Below are 18,641 nucleotides of genomic sequence, written 5' to 3' on the forward strand. Positions count from 1 at the left end.
AAGGGATAAAAAAAGCTTCATAAAATATGAAGCTTTGTTTTTGTAAATGTAATAAATTTTATCTTTTCTCTATGCCTACAAATGGTCTGTAATTCTCACCAACATAAATTTGACGAGGTCTACCTATTGGTTCTTTATTAAGACGCATTTCTTTCCATTGAGCAATCCAACCTGGTAAACGACCTAAAGCAAACATTACTGTAAACATTTCTGTAGGTATTCCCATAGCTCTATAAATGATACCTGAATAGAAATCTACATTTGGATAAAGTTTTCTTTCTACAAAATAAGGATCTTTTAAAGCTTCTTGCTCTAAACTTCTTGCTATTTCTAAAATAGGATCTTTAACACCTAAATCATTTAAAAGTTCATCTGCAGCTGCTTTAATAATTTTAGCTCTTGGATCAAAGTTTTTATAAACTCTATGACCAAATCCCATTAAACGGAAAGAATCATTTTTATCTTTTGCTTTTTCCATGTATTTTTTGGTATCACCACCATCAGCTCTAATAGCTTCTAACATTTCTAAAACAGCTTGGTTTGCTCCACCGTGTAATGGCCCCCAAAGTGCAGAAATACCAGCAGAAAGAGAGGCAAATAAACCTGCATGAGAAGAACCTACAATTCTAACAGTAGAAGTAGAACAGTTTTGCTCATGATCTGCATGTAAGATTAATAATTTATCTAAAGCATCTTTAACTATCGGGTTAATTACAAAATCTTCATTTGGTTGTTTAAACATCATAAACATCAAATTCTCTACATACCCTAAAGATTTTTTTCCATAATTTAAGTGCATTCCTTTTTGCTTACGCATTGTCCAAGATACTAAAACCGGAAACTTTGCCATAATACGTACAATTGCATTGTACATATCTTCTCTAGATTCAACATTTACAGAAGAAGGATTAAAAGCTGTTAGTGCACTTGTTAATGAAGACAAAACTCCCATAGGGTGTGCTGTCTTAGGAAACGCCTCTAGAATTTTTCTAACATCATCATCAACTAAAGAATGGTCTCTAATATCATTATGAAATTTATCTAATTGTTCTTTTGTTGGTAAATTACCAAAAATTAAAGCATAAGAAACTTCTAAAAAGTCTGCTTTTTCAGCTAGTTCTTCAATTGAATAACCCCTATATCGTAAAACTCCTTTTTCTCCATCTAAAAAAGTAATAGCACTTTCGCAAGAACCTGTATTCTTATAACCAGGATCTATTGTTATTACTCCATTAGTTGCACTCCTCAGAGTTTTAATATTTATAGCAACTTCATTCTCTGTTCCTTTTACAAGTGGAAACTCATAAGAATTGTCTCCAATATGTAATTTTGCTGTATCTGACATTTACCCTTGATTTTTTTGTATTGTTTAGTGTCACGAAGATACCAAATTTTAAAAGATTTTAAAAGGTTGTACTCATAGATTTTAGAAATTTTAAAATAACATTAACTTATGTGGCTAGTAGGCAAAAAAAAACCTCATAATTTCTTATGAGGTTTTATAAATTATAAGAACAGTATCTTAAACATTAAAAGCATTTTCTCCTGGAAAATAAGCAGTTGATCCTAATTCTTCTTCGATACGTAATAATTGATTGTATTTAGACATTCTATCAGAACGAGAAGCAGAACCAGTTTTAATTTGACCACAGTTTAAAGCTACCGCTAAATCTGCAATTGTATTATCTTCTGTTTCACCAGATCTATGTGACATTACTGATGTATAACCTGCATTTTTAGCCATATTTACAGCTGCAATAGTTTCTGTTAAACTACCAATTTGGTTTACTTTAATTAAAATAGAATTTGCTATTCCATTTTCAATTCCTTTAGCCAAACGCTCTACATTAGTAACAAATAAATCATCTCCAACTAATTGAACTTTATCTCCAATTAATTCAGTAAGGTATTTTGTACCATCCCAATCATTTTCATCCATTCCATCTTCAATAGAAATAATAGGGTATTTTCCTGCCAATTCAGCTAAATAATCAGCTTGTTCTTTACTTGTACGGATAACACCTTTATCTCCTTCAAATTTAGTGTAATCGTATTTACCATCAACATAAAACTCTGCAGAAGCACAATCTAATGCAATTTTTATCTCTTCACCAAAAACATACCCTGCATTTTTAACTGCTAAAGCAATTGTTTCAATAGCATCTTCTGTACCATCTAAAGTAGGTGCAAAACCACCTTCATCACCTACAGCAGTAGATAAACCTCTGTCATGTAAAACTTTTTTTAAGTTATGGAAAATTTCAGTTCCCATTTTTAAAGCTTCAGAAAAAGTTTTTGCCTTAACTGGCATAATCATAAATTCTTGAAATGCAATAGGAGCATCTGAGTGAGAACCACCGTTAATGATATTCATCATTGGTAATGGTAAAGTATTAGCAGAAACACCACCTACATATCTATATAAAGGCATACCTAATTCGTTAGCAGCAGCTTTGGCAGCAGCTAAAGAAACTCCTAAAATAGCATTCGCTCCTAATTTAGATTTATTTGGCGTACCATCTAAGTCTATCATTAATTGATCGATAGCATTTTGTTCGAAAACAGATGTACCTAATAACTCAGCTGCAATAATGTTATTTACATTAGAAACTGCTTTTAAAACACCTTTACCCATGTAATCTTTACCTCCATCACGTAATTCTACTGCTTCATGTTCTCCTGTAGAAGCTCCAGAAGGAACTGCTGCTCTACCTAAAACACCATTTTCTGTAGTTACATCTACTTCTACTGTTGGGTTACCTCTTGAATCAAAAATTTGACGTGCGTGAACGCTAATTATAATGCTCATTTTATTTATTATTTAATTAATTTAAAATCTTAAACTTGCTGAGGCTAAATTACGAAATGTCTAAAGCATTTAATAATTTGTACCTAATTAATTACGAAAACGTTTGCTAAAATTATTTTAATTAAAATAAAAAAACCCACTCAAAAAATGAGTGGGAAAATTGCTATGAAAAAGATTGTGATTTTTACATCACATTTCAAAAATAAGATTAAAAAGCCACCAATATTTAATTTTTTGATGAAAAACAATAATGTTACGATGGATGACTTTTAAGTTAAGATAAAACTTTTTTAGCCTCTTTAATATTCTCTATAAATTGATCAAATAAATATTCAGCATCATGTGGCCCAGGACTTGCTTCTGGATGGTATTGTACAGAAAAAACATTCTTGTCTTTCATACGGATACCTGCTACTGTATTATCATTTAAATGAACATGTGTAATCTCTACATTTTCATTTGCTTCCGTTTCTGCTCTATCAATGGCAAAACCGTGGTTTTGAGAAGTAATTTCTCCTTTACCTGTTAATAAATTTTTTACAGGATGATTAATTCCTCTGTGACCATTGTGCATTTTATACGTAGAAATTCCATTAGCCAAAGCAATAACTTGATGTCCTAAACAGATACCAAATAAAGGTAAATTTCTTTTGATAATTTCTTTAGCTACTTCTTGAGCCTCAACTAATGGTTCTGGATCACCAGGTCCATTAGATATAAAATAACCATCAGGGTTAAAAGATGCTAAATCTTCAAAACTTGCATTAAAAGGGAAAACTTTTACATAAGCTCCTCTTTTAACAAAATTTCTCAATATATTTTTTTTGATTCCAATATCTAAAGCAGATATCTTTAATTCTGCATTTTCATCCCCTACAAAATAAGGTTCTTTAGTAGATACTTTAGAAGCCAATTCTAAACCTTCCATACTTGGTACTTTGGCTAATTGTTCTTTTAATGCATCAATATTATCAACATCTGTAGATATAATTGCGTTCATGGCTCCATTATCTCTAATATAAGAAACTAATGCACGAGTATCAACATCAGAAATTGCAACCAAATTATGTTTTGTAAACCAATCTTTTAAGTTTCCATTAGAGTCTACTCTAGAATGTGTAAAACTAAAATTTCTACAAATTAAACCTGAAATTTTTATTCCGTCAGATTCTACTTCCTCATCATTTACCCCGTAGTTACCAATATGTGCATTTGTAGCTACCATTAACTGGCCAAAATAAGATGGATCAGTAAAAATTTCTTGATAACCAGTCATACCAGTATTAAAACAGATTTCTCCTGTAGATGTTCCTTCTATTCCTACAGATTTTCCATAAAAAATTGTTCCATCTGCTAATAAAACAAGTGCTTTTTTTCGTGTTTGATATTTCATTGATAGTTGTTGTGTTTCTTAATGCAAAAATATAAAAAAAGGGATAAACGTAAACGCTTATCCCTTTTAATATGATTTAAAAAATTTTCATTTCTTATTCTTCAGATTTTTCTTCTGATGCAGTCCCTTCTACTTGCGGAGAATCAGCTTTCTTGCTTCTTCCTCTACGAGTAGTTTTCTTAGCTTTCTTACCATTAGGATTGTAAAGTTCGTTGTAATCAACCAATTCTACCATTGCCATAGGAGCATTATCCCCTTGACGGTTTCCTAATTTGATGATACGAAGGTACCCTCCTGGTCTATCTCCTATTTTTACAGAAATTTCCTTAAATAATTCTGTAACTGCATATTTATCACGTAAATGAGAAAAAACAACACGTCTGTTGTGAGTAGTATCACTTTTAGACTTTGTTATTAATGGTTCTGCAAAAACTCTTAATGCTTTTGCTTTTGCCACTGTTGTGTTAATACGTTTATGTTCTATTAAAGAACAAGTCATATTAGCTAACATCGCTTTTCTATGCGAAGTTGTTCTTCCTAAATGATTATGCTTTTTTCCGTGTCTCATGACCTTTGTTTTATACTTTCATCTTGCATCTACTCATTTTGAGGAGCAAAATATGAAAAATTAATCTCTATCTAATTTGTATTTTGTTAAATCCATTCCAAAACTTAAACCTTTAACAATAACTAATTCTTCTAGTTCTGTTAATGATTTTTTACCAAAGTTTCTAAATTTCATTAAATCACTCTTGTTAAAAGAAACTAAATCTCCTAATGTATCAACTTCTGCAGCCTTTAAACAATTTAAAGCTCTTACAGATAAATCCATATCGATTAATCTAGTTTTTAATAACTGACGCATATGTAATGACTCTTCATCATATGTTTCTGTCTGTGCAATTTCATCTGCCTCTAAAGTGATACGCTCATCTGAGAATAACATAAAGTGGTGGATTAATATTTTTGCAGCTTCTGTTAATGCGTCTTTTGGGTTTATTGATCCATCAGTATCGATATCGAAAACTAATTTTTCATAATCCGTTTTTTGTTCTACACGAAAATTTTCGATTGCATACTTTACATTCTTAATTGGTGTGTAGATAGAATCAGTAAAAATTGTACCAATTGGTGCTGAAGCTTTTTTATTTTCTTCCGCAGGTACAAATCCTCTACCTTTTTCTATGGTAATTTCTGCATTTAACTTTACAGATTTCTCCATGTTACAGATTACTAAATCTGGATTCAATACTTGAAAACCAGAAATAAACTTCTGTAAATCTCCAGCAGTAAACTGCTCTTGACCAGATAATGATATAGAAACAGTTTCTCTATCTGTTTCCTCTATTTGTTTCTTAAAACGAACTTGTTTTAAGTTTAAGATAATTTCTGTAACGTCTTCTACAACTCCTGAAACAGTAGAAAATTCATGTTCTACACCATCAATTCTTAATGATGTAATTGCAAATCCTTCTAAAGAAGATAAAAGTACTCTTCTTAAAGCATTTCCTATTGTTAAACCAAAACCTGGTTCTAAAGGTCTAAACTCAAATCTACCCGTAAAATCAGTAGATTCGATCATTATTACTTTATCGGGTTTTTGAAAATTTAAAATTGCCATTTTCTTCGTTTTAATTGTTATTCAGTTGCGCGGTATATAAGTGTGAAGAAATACTTATATACCCTTTGGCTGAATCTCAATATGATTAATTTATTACTTAGAATATAATTCTACGATTAATTGTTCTTTGATGTTTTCTGGAATTTGTAATCTTTCTGGTACTTTAACAAACGTTCCTGTTTTAGTATCAGAATTCCAAGTTAACCATTCAAAAACATTGTTATTAGAAGCTAAAGCATTCTCGATAGCTACTAATGATTTAGATTTCTCTCTTACTGCAACAACATCACCTTCATTTAAAATATAAGAAGGAATATTAACGATTTCACCGTTCACAGTAATGTGTCTGTGAGAAACTAATTGACGAGCTCCACTTCTAGAGTTAGAAATACCCATTCTGTAAACTACGTTGTCTAAACGAGATTCACATAATTGTAATAAGATTTCACCTGTAATACCAGAAGCTGATTGCGCTTGCTTAAACAAGTTACTGAATTGACGCTCTAAAATACCGTAAGTATATTTAGCTTTTTGCTTCTCCATTAACTGAGATGCATATTCAGATTTTTTTCCTCTTCTTCTTGCGTTACCGTGTTGTCCTGGAGGGAAATTTCTTTTTTCGAAGTTTTTATCTTCTCCAAAAATTGCTTCACCAAACTTACGAGCAATTTTAGTTTTTGGTCCTGTATATCTTGCCATTTCTTTTGTTGTTATAGATAGGGATTATGAATTAAGGCTTACTCCTTCGATAATCTTATTCCCATCAAGTTAAAATATTTAATTATACTCTTCTTCTCTTAGGAGGACGACAACCGTTATGAGGAATAGGTGTAACATCAATAATTTCTGTTACTTCGATACCTGCATTATGAATTGATCTAATAGCAGATTCTCTACCATTACCCGGTCCTTTTACATAAACTTTTACTTTACGTAAACCTGCTTCTTTTGCAACGTTTGCACAATCTTCTGCTGCTAATTGAGCTGCATATGGAGTATTCTTTTTAGAACCTCTAAAACCCATTTTACCTGCAGATGACCAAGAAATAACATCACCTTTTTTATTTGTTAAAGAAATAATGATGTTGTTAAAAGATGCAGTTACGTGTGCTTCTCCTATAGCATCAATTATTACTTTACGCTTTTTTGAACTTGCTTTTGCCATAATTTTTCAGTTTTAGTAATTTAGTTTTCTAATTTTATAGTAAAAACTATTATTAGATCTTTATTACTTTATCTAACTTATTTTTTCTTGTTAGCTACAGTTTTTCTCTTACCTTTTCTTGTACGAGAGTTATTCTTAGTTCTTTGTCCTCTTAATGGAAGACCAAGTCTATGACGAATTCCTCTTTGACAACCGATATCCATCAAACGTTTGATGTTCAACTGTACTTCAGAACGTAATTCTCCTTCAATAGTGAAAGATCCTACTTGCTCTCTAATTGCTGCGATTTGATCATCTGTCCAATCTTGAACTTTAATGCTCTCATCTACTTTTGCTTCTGCTAGAACTTTTTGAGCTCTGCTGCTTCCTATACCAAAGATGTAAGTTAAAGCAATAACTCCTCTTTTATTCTTTGGAATATCAATACCTGCTATTCTTGCCATTACCCTTGTCTTTGTTTAAATCTAGGATTTTGTTTATTAATCACGTATAATCTACCTTTTCTGCGAACTATTTTGCAGTCGGCACTTCTTTTTTTAACTGATGCTCTAACTTTCATCTGTTTTGTTTTTTTAGTATCTGTAAGTAATTCTTGCCTTTGATAAATCGTAAGGGCTCATTTCTAATTTTACCTTATCACCTGGTAACAATTTAATATAATGCATACGCATTTTACCTGAAATGTGTGCCGTAACAATATGTCCGTTTTCTAATTCTACTCGAAACATTGCATTAGATAATGCTTCTGTAATAGTTCCGTCTTGTTGAATTGCTGATTGTTTAGCCATACTATTTATTCGATTTTCTGTTGCTATTCCCCGCTTTCATTAAACCATCATAATGACGATTTAGTAAATACGAATTAATTTGTTGCAACGTATCAATTGCAACTCCAACCATAATTATTAATGATGTACCACCATAAAACATGGCCCAACTATGTTGTACTCCAAACTGAACTACAATTGCTGGTAAGATTGATAATCCTGCTAAAAATAACGATCCTGGGAAAGTAATTCTAGATAAAACAGAATCTAATCTATCTGCTGTGTCTTTTCCTGGTCTAATACCTGGTATAAAACCACCACTTCTCTTTAAATCATCTGCCATCTTATTCGTAGGAATAGTAATTGCAGTGTAGAAATAACTAAAAATGATAATTAACAATGCAAAAATAACATTGTACCCTAAACCATTCATATCTTGTAAACTAGAAATTGCTGGAAATCTTTGAGCCAAAGCAACTGGTAAAAACATAATTGCTTGTGCAAAGATAATAGGCATTACACCTGCTGCATTTAATTTCAAAGGAATATAATCTCTTGAACCTGCAACGTTTTGAATATTACCAACAACTGTTCTTCTAGCATACTGTACCGCTATCTTTCTTACAGCAGTAACTAATAGCACAGTTAATAAAATTACCACGAACCAAACAATGATTTCAATTAAAACCATCATAATACCACCTGCACCTGCATTTGTTGTTTTAGCAACAAACTCTTGTAAAAATGCCGCTGGAAACTTAGCTAAAATACCTACAGTAATTAATAATGAAATACCATTACCAACTCCTTTGTCTGTAATACGCTCTCCCAACCACATTGCAAAAATTGTTCCTGCAGTTAAAATGATAATAGATGATACCCAAAAAGTAGGTCCCGTAACTAAAAAAGCTTCAGGTCCTAAACCAAATTGAGTTTTAATAGCCGTAATATAAGTTGGTGCTTGCACCAAAGTAATACCAATAGTTAACCATCTAGTTATTTGTGTAATTTTTTTACGTCCACTTTCTCCATCTTTTTGTAGTTTTTGTAAATATGGAACCGCAATTCCCATTAACTGAACTACAATAGATGCAGAAATATAAGGCATAATACCAAGTGCCATAACAGAGGCTCTTGCAAATGCTCCTCCTGTAAATGCATTTAATAAACCTAAAAGACCTCCAGAAGTACTTTCTTTTAAAGCTGATAATTGTAATGGATCTATTCCAGGTAATGGAACTGAAGCCATAAAACGATATACAGCAATTAAACCGATAGTAAGTAGAATTTTGTTTTTCAATTCTTCAATACTGAAAATGTCTTTTAATCTATTTATCAATTTCATCATTTACGGGATGTTATAAAGTAACAGCTTCTCCTCCAGCAGCTTCTATAGCCGCTTTTGCTGTTGCTGTAAATTTATGTACAGTTATATTTAATTTAGCCTTTAACTCACCACCACCTAATATTTTTATTAAGTCGTTTTTTCTTGCCAATCTATTAGCAATTAAAGTATCTAAATCAACTGTATCTGTTATCTTACCACTATCAACTAAAGATTGTAATTTATCTAAGTTGATACCTTGATATTCAATACGATTAATATTCGTGAAACCAAATTTAGGTACACGTCTTTGAAGTGGCATTTGCCCTCCTTCAAAACCAATCTTTTTAGAATAACCTGAACGAGATTTCTGACCATTGTGACCTCTTGTAGCGGTACCACCTTTACCAGATCCTTCACCCCTTGCAATTCTTTTTCCTTTTTTAATGGAACCTTCTGCTGGTGTTAAATTATGTAAACTCATTTTTTCTAAATATCTTATTTAATTTCTTCGAAAGAAACTAAGTGTTTAACTGTATTTACCATACCAACTATAGAAGGAGTTGCCTCATGCTCTACAGTTTGGTGCATTTTACGTAAACCTAATGCCTCTAAAGTTCTCTTTTGACTCTGAAGACGTCCGATTTGACTTTTTACTTGTGTAACTTTAATTCTTGCCATCGTTCTTAGATTTATCCGTTAAAAACTTTCTCTAAAGAAATTCCTCTTTGTTTAGCAATAGATGCTGCACTACGTAATTGTAACAAAGCATCAAAAGTTGCTTTTACTACGTTATGAGGATTTGAAGATCCTTGAGATTTTGATAATACATCATGTATACCTACTGATTCTAATACGTGCCTTACAGCACCACCAGCAATAACTCCTGTACCATGAGAAGCAGGTTTAAGGAACACTTTTGCTCCACCAAACTTACCTTTTTGCTCATGAGGTAAAGTTGCCTCTAAAATAGGAATTCTAACTAAATTTTTCTTTGCGTCTTCAATTGCCTTAGCAATAGCAGATGCAACATCTTTAGATTTCCCTAATCCATGACCAACAACACCATTACCATCTCCAACAACAACAATTGCAGAGAAACCAAATGCTCTACCACCCTTTGTTACTTTGGTAACACGTTGTACGCCTACTAATCTATCTACAAGCTCTAACCCACTTGGCTTTACTCTTTCTACGTTTTTATAACCTTGCATAATTTCTTAAAATTTTAAACCCGCTTCTCTTGCAGCGTCTGCTAATACTTTAACTCTACCGTGATATAAATATCCGTTTCTATCGAAAGCAACCGTTTCAACTCCTGCTTTGGCAGCTTTATCAGCTATTGTTTTACCAACTGCTGCAGCCTGCTCTGTCTTTGTACCTGCTTGTATTTCTTTATTTCTAGATGAAACTGAAGCTAATGTTACTCCGTTTACATCGTCTACTAATTGAGCGTAAATTTCTTTGTTACTTCTATAAACCGATAACCTTGGTTTAGTAGCAGTACCAGAAATAATCTTTCTAATTCTACGCTTAATTCTAGCTCTTCTTTGTAGCTTTGATAATGCCATAATGCTATATATTATGCAGATTTACCTGCTTTTCTTCTTAATATTTCACCAACAAACTTCACACCTTTTCCTTTATAAGGCTCTGGTGCTCTGAAAGAACGAATCTTAGCAGCTATTTGACCAACTAATTGTTTGTCAAATGAAGATAATTTAATGATCGGGTTTTTCCCTTTCTCAGATACTGTCTCAACTTTTACTTCTGGAGCTAATTCTAAAACAATATTATGAGAGAAACCTAAAGCTAAATCTAATTTTTGTCCTTGATTAGATGCTCTATAACCAACACCAACCAATTCTAATTCCTTAGTCCAACCTTTACTCACACCTTCAATCATGTTATTGATTAAAGCTCTCATTAAACCATGTTGTGCTTTATGGTTTTTACTTTCTGATGCTCTATCTAAAGTGATAATACCATCTTCAATTTTTATTGTAATTCCTTCAGAAATTGTTTGAGTTAACTCTCCTAATTTTCCTTTTACGGTTACAACATTGTCTTTTATGTTTACATCTACACCTTGTGAAATGCTAACGGGATTTTTTCCTATTCTACTCATTTCTTTAGATTAATAAACGTAACATAAAACTTCTCCTCCAACATTTTCCTGACGTGCTTTTTTGTTTGTCATTACACCTTTAGATGTAGAAACAATAGCAATTCCAAGTCCGTTTAATACTCTTGGCATCTCTGTAGAACCAACATATTTACGTAAACCTGGTGTACTGATTCGTTGAATCTTTCTAATTACTGACTCTTTTGTATCTCTTTCGTACTTTAAAGCGATCTTAATTGTTCCTTGAACTTTATCGTCATTGAACTGATAACTTAAAATATACCCTTGATCAAACAAAATTTTAGTCATTTCCTTCTTCAAATTTGAAGCTGGAATTTCCACTACTCTGTGTCCTGCTGCGATTGCATTCCTTACCCTTGTAAGAAAATCCGCGATTGGATCTGTATACATATTTATTTAAAATTGCGATTACGGTTTTCAAATACCTCTATTTATGCTACAGATTTCTCTGTGATAAATGAACCTATAATCAGTTAAAATTCTTATACTCAAAAAAAATAGAGCGTGCAAAGATACACATTCTATTTTTAATAATAAGCTTTATTTTTGATTTCTACCAACTTGCCTTTTTAACACCTGGTATTAATCCTTGATTAGCCATTTCACGAAACGTAACACGAGATAAACCAAATTGTCTCATATATCCTTTTGGACGACCAGTTAGTTTACATCTGTTATGCATTCTAATTGGTGATGCGTTCTTTGGTAATTTTTGCAATGCTTCATAGTCTCCAGCTTCTTTTAAAGCTTTTCTCTTTTCTGCATATTTTGCAACTGTTTTCGCTCTCTTACGTTCGCGAGCTTTCATTGATTCTTTAGCCATTTCTTAATTTTTTTTGAATGGTAAACCTAATTCTCCTAATAATGACTTCGCTTCTTTATCAGTATTTGCAGATGTTACAAAAGTAATATCCATACCGTTAATTTTTTTCACTTGATCAATATTAATCTCTGGGTAAATGATTTGTTCAGTAATACCTAAATTGTAATTACCTCTTCCATCAAAACCATTAGCTTTTATACCGTTAAAGTCTCTTACACGAGGTAAAGAAGCTGTAACTAATCTATCTAAAAATTCGTACATTTTATCTCCACGTAAAGTAACTTTAACACCAATTGGCATTCCTTTACGTAATTTAAATGCAGCAATATCTTTTTTAGACATTGTAGAAACCGCTTTTTGACCAGTAATTTTAGTCAACTCTTCTAAAGCATAATCTATTAATTTCTTATCTGCAATTGCAGCACCAACACCTTTAGAAACAACTATTTTTTCTAATTTTGGTACTTGCATTACATTCTTATAACTGAATTCTTCAGTAAGAGCACTTATAACTCTTTCTTTGTATTCTGCTTTTAATCTTGGTACGTAACTCATGATTATTCTTATTTTTTAGTTTTTTTAGAGACTCTAGTTTTAGCATCTCCATCAACCTTATAACCTACTCTCACAGCTACACCATCTTCTACTAACATTAAGTTAGAAATATGAAGTGAAGCTTCTTTCTTTACAATACCACCTTGAGGGTTTTGAGCGCTTGGTTTTGTGTGCTTAGAAACTAAGTTAACACCTTCTACCAATACTCTATCCTTATCTTTAATGATTTGTAAAACTTTTCCTTCAGATCCTTTATGATCTCCTGCAATTACTTTTACAGTATCTCCTGATTTTAATTTGAACTTCTTCATCTTATTAATGATTTAAAGCACTTCAGGTGCTAATGATACTATTTTCATGAATTGTTTCTCACGAAGTTCACGTGCAACAGGTCCAAAAACACGTGTTCCTCTCATTTCCTCTGTAGGATTTAAAAGTACACAAGCGTTATCATCAAATCTAATGTATGATCCGTCTTTACGTCTTACTTCTTTTTTCGTTCTTACAACAACTGCTCTAGATACTTGACCTTTTTTTACAGTTCCGTTAGGAGTTGCAGATTTAACAGCTACTACAATCTTGTCTCCAATACTTGCGTAACGTTTTCTTGTTCCTCCTAAAACTCTAATCACTAAAACTTCTTTTGCTCCAGTGTTATCTGCGACTTTTAATCTTGATTCTGTCTGTAACATATTATTTAGCTCTTTCTAGGATTTCTACTAATCTCCAACGTTTAGATTTACTCATAGGTCTTGTTTCCATGATCCTAACAGTATCTCCTTCGTTGCAATCATTCTGTTCGTCGTGTGCAACATACTTTTTCGTTTTTAATACGAATTTACCGTACATTGGGTGCTTAACTCTTTTAGTTTCTGCAACAACAATAGATTTTTCCATTTTGTTACTAGAAACAACACCAATTCTCTCTTTTCTAAGATTTCTTTTTTCCATCTTTAAAACTGACTATAGAATTATTGTAATTCTCTTTTTGTTAATTCTGTTGCAATTCTTGCTACAGTTCTTCTTAAACCTCTCAATTGCAACGGATTCTCCAAAGGAGTTATTGCGTGAGCCATTTTAAGATCAGTATAATTCTTTTGCAACGCTCCAAGCTTCTCATTAAGATCCGCTATAGATAATTCTTTTATTTCAGATTGTTTCATTTTATTTAGAATTATGCGTTAATATCAAAATCTCTTGCTACTACAAACTTCGTTTTTACTGGAAGTTTTTGTGCTGCTAAACGTAAAGCTTCTTTTGCAACATCCATTGGTACACCACCAATTTCAAACAAAATTCTACCTGGTTTAATAACTGCAACAAAATGATCTGGAGCTCCTTTACCTTTCCCCATACGTACCTCTAAAGGTTTCTTTGTGATAGGCTTGTCTGGAAATACTTTAATCCATAACTGACCTTCTCTTTTCATATGACGAGTTGCCGCGATACGAGCTGCTTCTATTTGACGAGAAGTTAACAAGTTCTGGTCTAAAGATTTGATACCAAACATTCCATTAGAAAGTTGATTTCCTCTACCAGAAATACCAGTCATATTTCCTTTCGCCTTCTGTACCTTACGGTATTTTACTCTTTTTGGCTGTAACATTTTTAATTTCTAATTTTAAAAATTATTTTCTTCTACGAGGTTGTTGACGTTTAGATCTATCACCACCACCTTTATTACCGCCTTGTTTTTTAGACAAGCCAACTAATGGAGACAATTCTCTTTTACCATATACCTCACCCTTCATAATCCATACTTTAACACCTAGTCTTCCGTATTGAGTATGAGCTTCAACAAGTGCATAATCAATATCAGCTCTAAAAGTAGAAAGAGGAATTCTTCCTTCTTTATAATGCTCTGAACGTGCCATTTCAGCTCCGTTTAAACGACCTGAAATTTGAATTTTAATTCCTTCAGCATTCATACGCATTGTAGCTTGAATAGCCATCTTAGTAGCTCTCTTGTAAGAAATTCTATTTTCGATTTGACGAGCAACACTAACTGCAACTAATTTTGCGTCTAATTCTGGACGTTTAATCTCAAAAATATTAATTTGAACTTCTTTACCTGTAATTTTTTTAAGCTCTTCTTTTAACTTGTCTACCTCTTGACCTCCTTTTCCAATAATGATACCTGGACGTGCAGTAGTGATAGTAACGGTTACAAGTTTTAAAGTACGCTCTATAATTACTCTTGATACACTTGCTTTAAATAATCTAGCATTTACATACTGTCTTATTTTATAATCTTCAGCTAATTTATCTCCGTAGTCATTACCACCGTACCAGTTAGATTCCCAACCTCTGATGATTCCTAAACGATTCCCTATTGGATTTGTTTTTTGTCCCATTTCTACTTTAATTAATTGCTTAAATTTTTACTACCTAACTCTAAAGTAACGTGATTAGAACGCTTACGTATTCTATGAGCACGCCCTTGTGGAGCTGGTCTTAATCTCTTTAACATTCCTGCGCTATCAACACAAATCGTTTTTACAAATAATTTAGCGTCTTCAATAGATGCTTCTTCATTTTTAGCTTGCCAGTTTGCAATTGCAGACAATAACAATTTCTCTAAATTAATTGAAGCTTCTTTTGGGCTAAACTTTAAGATTTGTAAAGCTTTTTCAACTTCAACTCCTCTTATCTGATCTGCGACTAAACGCATTTTTCTTGGTGATGTAGGACAGTTAGTAAGCTTCGCGAAAGCACGTTGCTTTCTATCTGCTTTTAACTGATCTGCCATGTTTTTTTTACGAACTCCCATATCCTACTATTTTTTTCCTTTATTTTTTGCACCAGCGTGTCCTCTAAAAGAACGAGTTGGTGAAAATTCGCCTAATTTATGCCCTACCATGTTTTCTGTTACATAAACTGGTACAAACTGACGTCCGTTATGAACTGCAATTGTTTGTCCAACAAAATCTGGAGTAATCATACTTGCTCTAGACCAAGTTTTAATTACAGTTTTGTTACCAGCCTCTACATTAGCTAACACTTTTTTCTCTAATTTATAGTGAACGTAAGGTCCTTTTTTTAATGATCTTGCCATAACTTATTATTTCTTTCTACGTTCTATAATGTACTTATTACTAGCTTTAGTCTTAGATCTAGTTTTAAATCCTTTAGCAGGAATACCATTTCTAGATCTTGGATGACCTCCAGAAGCACGACCTTCACCACCACCCATTGGGTGATCGACAGGGTTCATTCTTACTGCATTAACTCTAGGTCTTCTACCTAACCATCTTCTTCTACCTGCTTTACCAGATACTAATAATTGATGATCAGAATTAGATACAACACCAATAGTAGCCATACAAGTTAACAAAATTAATCTTGTTTCACCTGAAGGTAACTTTACTGTTGCATATTTACCATCTCTAGCCATTAATTGAGCAAAAGAACCAGCAGAACGAGCCATAACAGCTCCTTGTCCTGGACGTAATTCTATACAAGAAATTGTAGTTCCTAAAGGAATTTGGCTTAATGGCATTGCATTTCCAATTTCTGGTGCAATATCACTACCTGCTACAACTGTTTGACCTACTGTTAAACCGTTTTGTGCAATTACATAACGTTTTTCTCCATCAGCATAACTAAGTAAAGCAATAAATGCTGTACGATTTGGATCGTACTCTATAGTTTTAACTGTTGCGGGAATACCTGCTTTATCTCTTTTAAAATCGATAATACGGTATCTTTGTTTATGACCACCTCCTATATTACGAGTTGTCATTCTACCCTGACTGTTTCGACCTCCAGATCGTTTTTTCGGAGCAAGTAAACTTTTCTCCGGCTTATCAGTTGTTATGGTGTCGAACCCATTTACAACTCTAAAACGCTGACCTGGTGTTATTGGTTTTAATTTTCTAACTGACATTTTTGTCTTTTCTTAAAGATTGTTATAAAAATCAATGCTTTCTCCTTCTGCTAATTGAACGATAGCTTTTTTGTATCCACTTTTAATACCAGTTACTAAACCTTTTTTAGTAAACTTTGTATTTCTTTGAATTGGATAATTTAAAGTCTTAACGCTAGCTATAGAAACCCCGTATGCTTTTTCAACTGCACCTTTAATTTCTAATTTATTAGCTTTTTTATCTACAACAAACGTATAACGATTAAATAACTCACTATCGTTTGTAGCTTTTTCCGTGATAATAGGTTTTATTAAAATACTCATTATGAATCCCTATTTACTTAAATTTGTATTAATTCCTTCTAAAGAACTTTCTGTAATTACTACTTTATTAGCATTTAAAACACCATAAGTATTAATTTCTGAAGCTTTAACAACTTTAGCCTTTTTTAAGTTACGTGATGATAAATACACATTTGCATTTTCATTACTTAACACAAACAAAGATTTTTTAGTTTCAATTTCTAATGCTTTTAAAACATCTACAAAGTTTTTAGTCTTTGGTGATTCAAAGTTAAAATCTTCAATTACTACTAAATTTTTATCATTTGCTTGAATACTTAAAGCAGACTTACGTGCTAAACGCTTTAAGTTCTTATTCAATTTAAAAGAATAATCTCTTGGTCTTGGACCGAACATACGACCACCACCTCTAAAAACTCCAGATTTGATAGAACCTGCTCTCGCAGTACCTGTACCTTTTTGTTTTTTAATTTTTCTTGTAGAACCTGCAATTTCTGCTCTTTCTTTAGATTTATGCGTTCCTTGACGTTGATTTGCCAAGTATTGCTTAACATCTAAATAAATAGCATGATTGTTAGGCTCAATACCAAATACATCGCTAGAAAGTTCAACTTGTCTACCTGTATCTTTTCCTGTAATATCTAAAACTGCTACTTTCATTATTTCTGAATAGTTACAAAAGCATTTTTGTGTCCAGGAATCGCTCCTTTAACAACAAGTAAGTTCTTTTCAGCAACTACTTTTAATACTTTTAAGTTTTGAACTTTCACTTTATCTCCACCCATTCTACCTGCCATACGCATTCCTTTGAATACTCTTGCAGGATAAGATGCAGCACCAATAGAACCCGGAGCTCTTAAACGGTTGTGCTGACCGTGAGTAGCTTGACCTACACCGGCAAATCCATGGCGTTTTACAACCCCTTGAAAACCTTTCCCTTTAGAAACACCAGAAACATCTACAAACTCACCTTCTTCAAAGTGAGATACTGTGATAGAATCTCCTAATTTATACTCTTCTTCAAACCCTTGAAATTCAACGACTTTTCTTTTAGCAGTGGTGCCAGCTTTTTTAAAGTGACCGTCTAACGCTTTGTTAGAACTCTTCGCCTTTTTGTCATCGAAACCAAGTTGCAACGCAGTGTACCCGTCAACCTCTTCGGTTCTGACTTGGGTAACTACGCAAGGACCTGCTTCGATTACTGTACAAGGAATATTCTTCCCGTTTTCATCAAATAAGCTGGTCATTCCAATCTTTCTTCCTATTAACCCAGACATTTAGTTAAAATTTTAGACGATAGATATTTATCCAGCGCGTCTATTATTAATAATTATTTTTTCGAAACAATTGTTTCATTCTCATCCTTTAAGTTTCAACAAAAAAAAACAGCGCAAAACAAATTCAACGCTGATTTTGTTTTTTCCGTTTTTCCTTCGCGAAACGCTCTGGACATGTTACTATTATTCAATTTTACTTAAAAAATAGCATTACCGACTCTTAATCGGGTTGCAAAAGTATAAAAAACTTTCGGTTTAACAAAATTAAACCGAAAGTTAATATTTACTTATACTTTGATCTCAACTTCTACACCGCTTGGCAACTCAAGTTTCATTAAAGCATCAATAGTTTTTGAAGAAGAACTATAGATGTCTAATAATCTTTTGTATGAAGCTAATTGAAATTGCTCTCTAGATTTTTTGTTTACGTGTGGAGAACGTAATACAGTAAAAATCTTTTTATGTGTTGGTAATGGTATTGGTCCGTTTACTACAGCACCAGTACTTTTTACCGTCTTAACGATTTTTTCAGCAGATTTATCTACTAAATTGTAATCGTAAGACTTTAATTTAATTCTAATTTTTTGACTCAT

General features: G+C 32.6%; 32 protein-coding genes. All 32 read right to left on the reverse strand.

The window, feature by feature from the left end:
- Positions 1–58: 58 nt before the first annotated feature.
- The 32 genes from WHD07_RS06185 to rpsJ all read right to left on the reverse strand — a co-directional run bounded on the left by WHD07_RS06185 (position 59) and on the right by rpsJ (position 18,641).
- Positions 59–1,345 (reverse strand): citrate synthase, encoded by a 1,287-nt coding sequence (locus WHD07_RS06185; RefSeq protein WP_105050464.1) that lies wholly within the window; start codon positions 1,343–1,345, stop codon positions 59–61.
- A gap of 177 nt (positions 1,346–1,522) precedes the next feature.
- Positions 1,523–2,809 carry a phosphopyruvate hydratase gene (eno, locus tag WHD07_RS06190; RefSeq protein ID WP_105050463.1) on the reverse strand — a complete coding sequence of 429 codons (1,287 nt, stop codon included), beginning with the start codon at positions 2,807–2,809 and terminating at the stop codon, positions 1,523–1,525.
- A 274-nt stretch (positions 2,810–3,083) separates the two neighbouring features.
- Positions 3,084–4,202, reverse strand: coding sequence for a glutamine-hydrolyzing carbamoyl-phosphate synthase small subunit (carA, locus tag WHD07_RS06195; protein ID WP_105050462.1), 1,119 nt, complete (start codon positions 4,200–4,202; stop codon positions 3,084–3,086).
- Positions 4,203–4,296: 94 nt separating this feature from the next.
- A complete protein-coding gene (gene rplQ, locus WHD07_RS06200; protein WP_105050461.1) occupies positions 4,297–4,770 on the reverse strand; it encodes a 50S ribosomal protein L17 in 474 nt (157 codons plus the stop codon).
- 60 nt (positions 4,771–4,830) lie between these two features.
- Positions 4,831–5,823, reverse strand: coding sequence for a DNA-directed RNA polymerase subunit alpha (locus WHD07_RS06205; RefSeq protein ID WP_105050460.1), 993 nt, complete (start codon positions 5,821–5,823; stop codon positions 4,831–4,833).
- A gap of 93 nt (positions 5,824–5,916) precedes the next feature.
- Positions 5,917–6,522 carry a 30S ribosomal protein S4 gene (rpsD, locus tag WHD07_RS06210; RefSeq protein ID WP_343330474.1) on the reverse strand — a complete coding sequence of 202 codons (606 nt, stop codon included), beginning with the start codon at positions 6,520–6,522 and terminating at the stop codon, positions 5,917–5,919.
- Positions 6,523–6,604: 82 nt separating this feature from the next.
- On the reverse strand, positions 6,605–6,988 hold the full coding sequence (gene rpsK, locus WHD07_RS06215) for a 30S ribosomal protein S11 (RefSeq protein WP_036825729.1): 384 nt from the start codon (positions 6,986–6,988) through the stop codon (positions 6,605–6,607).
- A gap of 77 nt (positions 6,989–7,065) precedes the next feature.
- Complete coding sequence (gene rpsM / locus WHD07_RS06220) at positions 7,066–7,431, reverse strand: 30S ribosomal protein S13 (protein ID WP_105050458.1); 366 nt, start codon at positions 7,429–7,431, stop codon at positions 7,066–7,068.
- Positions 7,431–7,547 carry a type B 50S ribosomal protein L36 gene (ykgO, locus tag WHD07_RS06225; RefSeq protein WP_004568720.1) on the reverse strand — a complete coding sequence of 39 codons (117 nt, stop codon included), beginning with the start codon at positions 7,545–7,547 and terminating at the stop codon, positions 7,431–7,433. The genes rpsM and ykgO overlap by 1 nt, the downstream gene beginning before the upstream one ends.
- A gap of 13 nt (positions 7,548–7,560) precedes the next feature.
- Positions 7,561–7,776, reverse strand: a complete 216-nt coding sequence (infA, locus tag WHD07_RS06230) for a translation initiation factor IF-1 (RefSeq protein WP_004568721.1) — start codon at positions 7,774–7,776, stop codon at positions 7,561–7,563.
- A 1-nt stretch (position 7,777) separates the two neighbouring features.
- A complete protein-coding gene (gene secY / locus WHD07_RS06235; RefSeq protein WP_105050457.1) occupies positions 7,778–9,100 on the reverse strand; it encodes a preprotein translocase subunit SecY in 1,323 nt (440 codons plus the stop codon).
- A 13-nt stretch (positions 9,101–9,113) separates the two neighbouring features.
- Positions 9,114–9,563 (reverse strand): 50S ribosomal protein L15, encoded by a 450-nt coding sequence (gene rplO / locus WHD07_RS06240; RefSeq protein ID WP_105050456.1) that lies wholly within the window; start codon positions 9,561–9,563, stop codon positions 9,114–9,116.
- 14 nt (positions 9,564–9,577) lie between these two features.
- Positions 9,578–9,760 (reverse strand): 50S ribosomal protein L30, encoded by a 183-nt coding sequence (gene rpmD, locus WHD07_RS06245; RefSeq protein WP_068451547.1) that lies wholly within the window; start codon positions 9,758–9,760, stop codon positions 9,578–9,580.
- Between the two features lie 11 nt (positions 9,761–9,771).
- The gene (gene rpsE / locus WHD07_RS06250) at positions 9,772–10,296 is read right to left on the reverse strand and encodes a 30S ribosomal protein S5 (RefSeq protein ID WP_105050455.1); all 525 of its coding nucleotides are present in this window, start codon (positions 10,294–10,296) and stop codon (positions 9,772–9,774) included.
- Positions 10,297–10,299: 3 nt separating this feature from the next.
- Positions 10,300–10,650, reverse strand: a complete 351-nt coding sequence (gene rplR, locus WHD07_RS06255; protein ID WP_105050454.1) for a 50S ribosomal protein L18 — start codon at positions 10,648–10,650, stop codon at positions 10,300–10,302.
- 11 nt (positions 10,651–10,661) lie between these two features.
- A complete protein-coding gene (rplF, locus tag WHD07_RS06260) occupies positions 10,662–11,207 on the reverse strand; it encodes a 50S ribosomal protein L6 (protein WP_105050453.1) in 546 nt (181 codons plus the stop codon).
- Positions 11,208–11,216: 9 nt separating this feature from the next.
- Positions 11,217–11,615 (reverse strand): 30S ribosomal protein S8, encoded by a 399-nt coding sequence (rpsH, locus tag WHD07_RS06265; protein WP_087522449.1) that lies wholly within the window; start codon positions 11,613–11,615, stop codon positions 11,217–11,219.
- A gap of 163 nt (positions 11,616–11,778) precedes the next feature.
- A complete protein-coding gene (rpsN, locus tag WHD07_RS06270; RefSeq protein ID WP_036825705.1) occupies positions 11,779–12,048 on the reverse strand; it encodes a 30S ribosomal protein S14 in 270 nt (89 codons plus the stop codon).
- A gap of 3 nt (positions 12,049–12,051) precedes the next feature.
- Entirely contained in the window at positions 12,052–12,603 is a 552-nt protein-coding gene (gene rplE, locus WHD07_RS06275) for a 50S ribosomal protein L5 (RefSeq protein WP_105050452.1), read from the reverse strand.
- Between the two features lie 8 nt (positions 12,604–12,611).
- Positions 12,612–12,914 (reverse strand): 50S ribosomal protein L24, encoded by a 303-nt coding sequence (gene rplX, locus WHD07_RS06280; RefSeq protein WP_105050451.1) that lies wholly within the window; start codon positions 12,912–12,914, stop codon positions 12,612–12,614.
- Positions 12,915–12,926: 12 nt separating this feature from the next.
- On the reverse strand, positions 12,927–13,295 hold the full coding sequence (rplN, locus tag WHD07_RS06285; RefSeq protein ID WP_068451523.1) for a 50S ribosomal protein L14: 369 nt from the start codon (positions 13,293–13,295) through the stop codon (positions 12,927–12,929).
- 1 nt (position 13,296) lies between these two features.
- On the reverse strand, positions 13,297–13,554 hold the full coding sequence (gene rpsQ / locus WHD07_RS06290; RefSeq protein WP_065320234.1) for a 30S ribosomal protein S17: 258 nt from the start codon (positions 13,552–13,554) through the stop codon (positions 13,297–13,299).
- Between the two features lie 20 nt (positions 13,555–13,574).
- Positions 13,575–13,766: a 50S ribosomal protein L29 gene (gene rpmC / locus WHD07_RS06295; protein ID WP_068451520.1), complete on the reverse strand. Its 192-nt coding sequence runs from the start codon at positions 13,764–13,766 to the stop codon at positions 13,575–13,577.
- A gap of 11 nt (positions 13,767–13,777) precedes the next feature.
- Positions 13,778–14,209 carry a 50S ribosomal protein L16 gene (gene rplP, locus WHD07_RS06300; RefSeq protein WP_105050450.1) on the reverse strand — a complete coding sequence of 144 codons (432 nt, stop codon included), beginning with the start codon at positions 14,207–14,209 and terminating at the stop codon, positions 13,778–13,780.
- A gap of 22 nt (positions 14,210–14,231) precedes the next feature.
- On the reverse strand, positions 14,232–14,957 hold the full coding sequence (gene rpsC / locus WHD07_RS06305) for a 30S ribosomal protein S3 (RefSeq protein ID WP_105050449.1): 726 nt from the start codon (positions 14,955–14,957) through the stop codon (positions 14,232–14,234).
- Between the two features lie 11 nt (positions 14,958–14,968).
- Positions 14,969–15,373 (reverse strand): 50S ribosomal protein L22, encoded by a 405-nt coding sequence (rplV, locus tag WHD07_RS06310; protein WP_068451511.1) that lies wholly within the window; start codon positions 15,371–15,373, stop codon positions 14,969–14,971.
- A 6-nt stretch (positions 15,374–15,379) separates the two neighbouring features.
- Positions 15,380–15,658, reverse strand: coding sequence for a 30S ribosomal protein S19 (gene rpsS, locus WHD07_RS06315; RefSeq protein WP_015482224.1), 279 nt, complete (start codon positions 15,656–15,658; stop codon positions 15,380–15,382).
- Between the two features lie 6 nt (positions 15,659–15,664).
- Positions 15,665–16,489 carry a 50S ribosomal protein L2 gene (gene rplB / locus WHD07_RS06320; protein ID WP_105050448.1) on the reverse strand — a complete coding sequence of 275 codons (825 nt, stop codon included), beginning with the start codon at positions 16,487–16,489 and terminating at the stop codon, positions 15,665–15,667.
- A gap of 12 nt (positions 16,490–16,501) precedes the next feature.
- Positions 16,502–16,792, reverse strand: a complete 291-nt coding sequence (gene rplW / locus WHD07_RS06325) for a 50S ribosomal protein L23 (protein ID WP_105050447.1) — start codon at positions 16,790–16,792, stop codon at positions 16,502–16,504.
- A 9-nt stretch (positions 16,793–16,801) separates the two neighbouring features.
- Positions 16,802–17,431: a 50S ribosomal protein L4 gene (rplD, locus tag WHD07_RS06330; RefSeq protein WP_105050446.1), complete on the reverse strand. Its 630-nt coding sequence runs from the start codon at positions 17,429–17,431 to the stop codon at positions 16,802–16,804.
- Positions 17,431–18,048: a 50S ribosomal protein L3 gene (gene rplC, locus WHD07_RS06335; RefSeq protein ID WP_105050445.1), complete on the reverse strand. Its 618-nt coding sequence runs from the start codon at positions 18,046–18,048 to the stop codon at positions 17,431–17,433. Before rplC ends, rplD begins: the two co-directional genes overlap by 1 nt.
- Before the next feature lie 287 nt (positions 18,049–18,335).
- Positions 18,336–18,641 carry a 30S ribosomal protein S10 gene (rpsJ, locus tag WHD07_RS06340; RefSeq protein ID WP_004568745.1) on the reverse strand — a complete coding sequence of 102 codons (306 nt, stop codon included), beginning with the start codon at positions 18,639–18,641 and terminating at the stop codon, positions 18,336–18,338.

Source organism: Polaribacter staleyi (assembly GCF_038024045.1).
GTDB classification, from domain to species: Bacteria; Bacteroidota; Bacteroidia; order Flavobacteriales; family Flavobacteriaceae; genus Polaribacter; species Polaribacter butkevichii.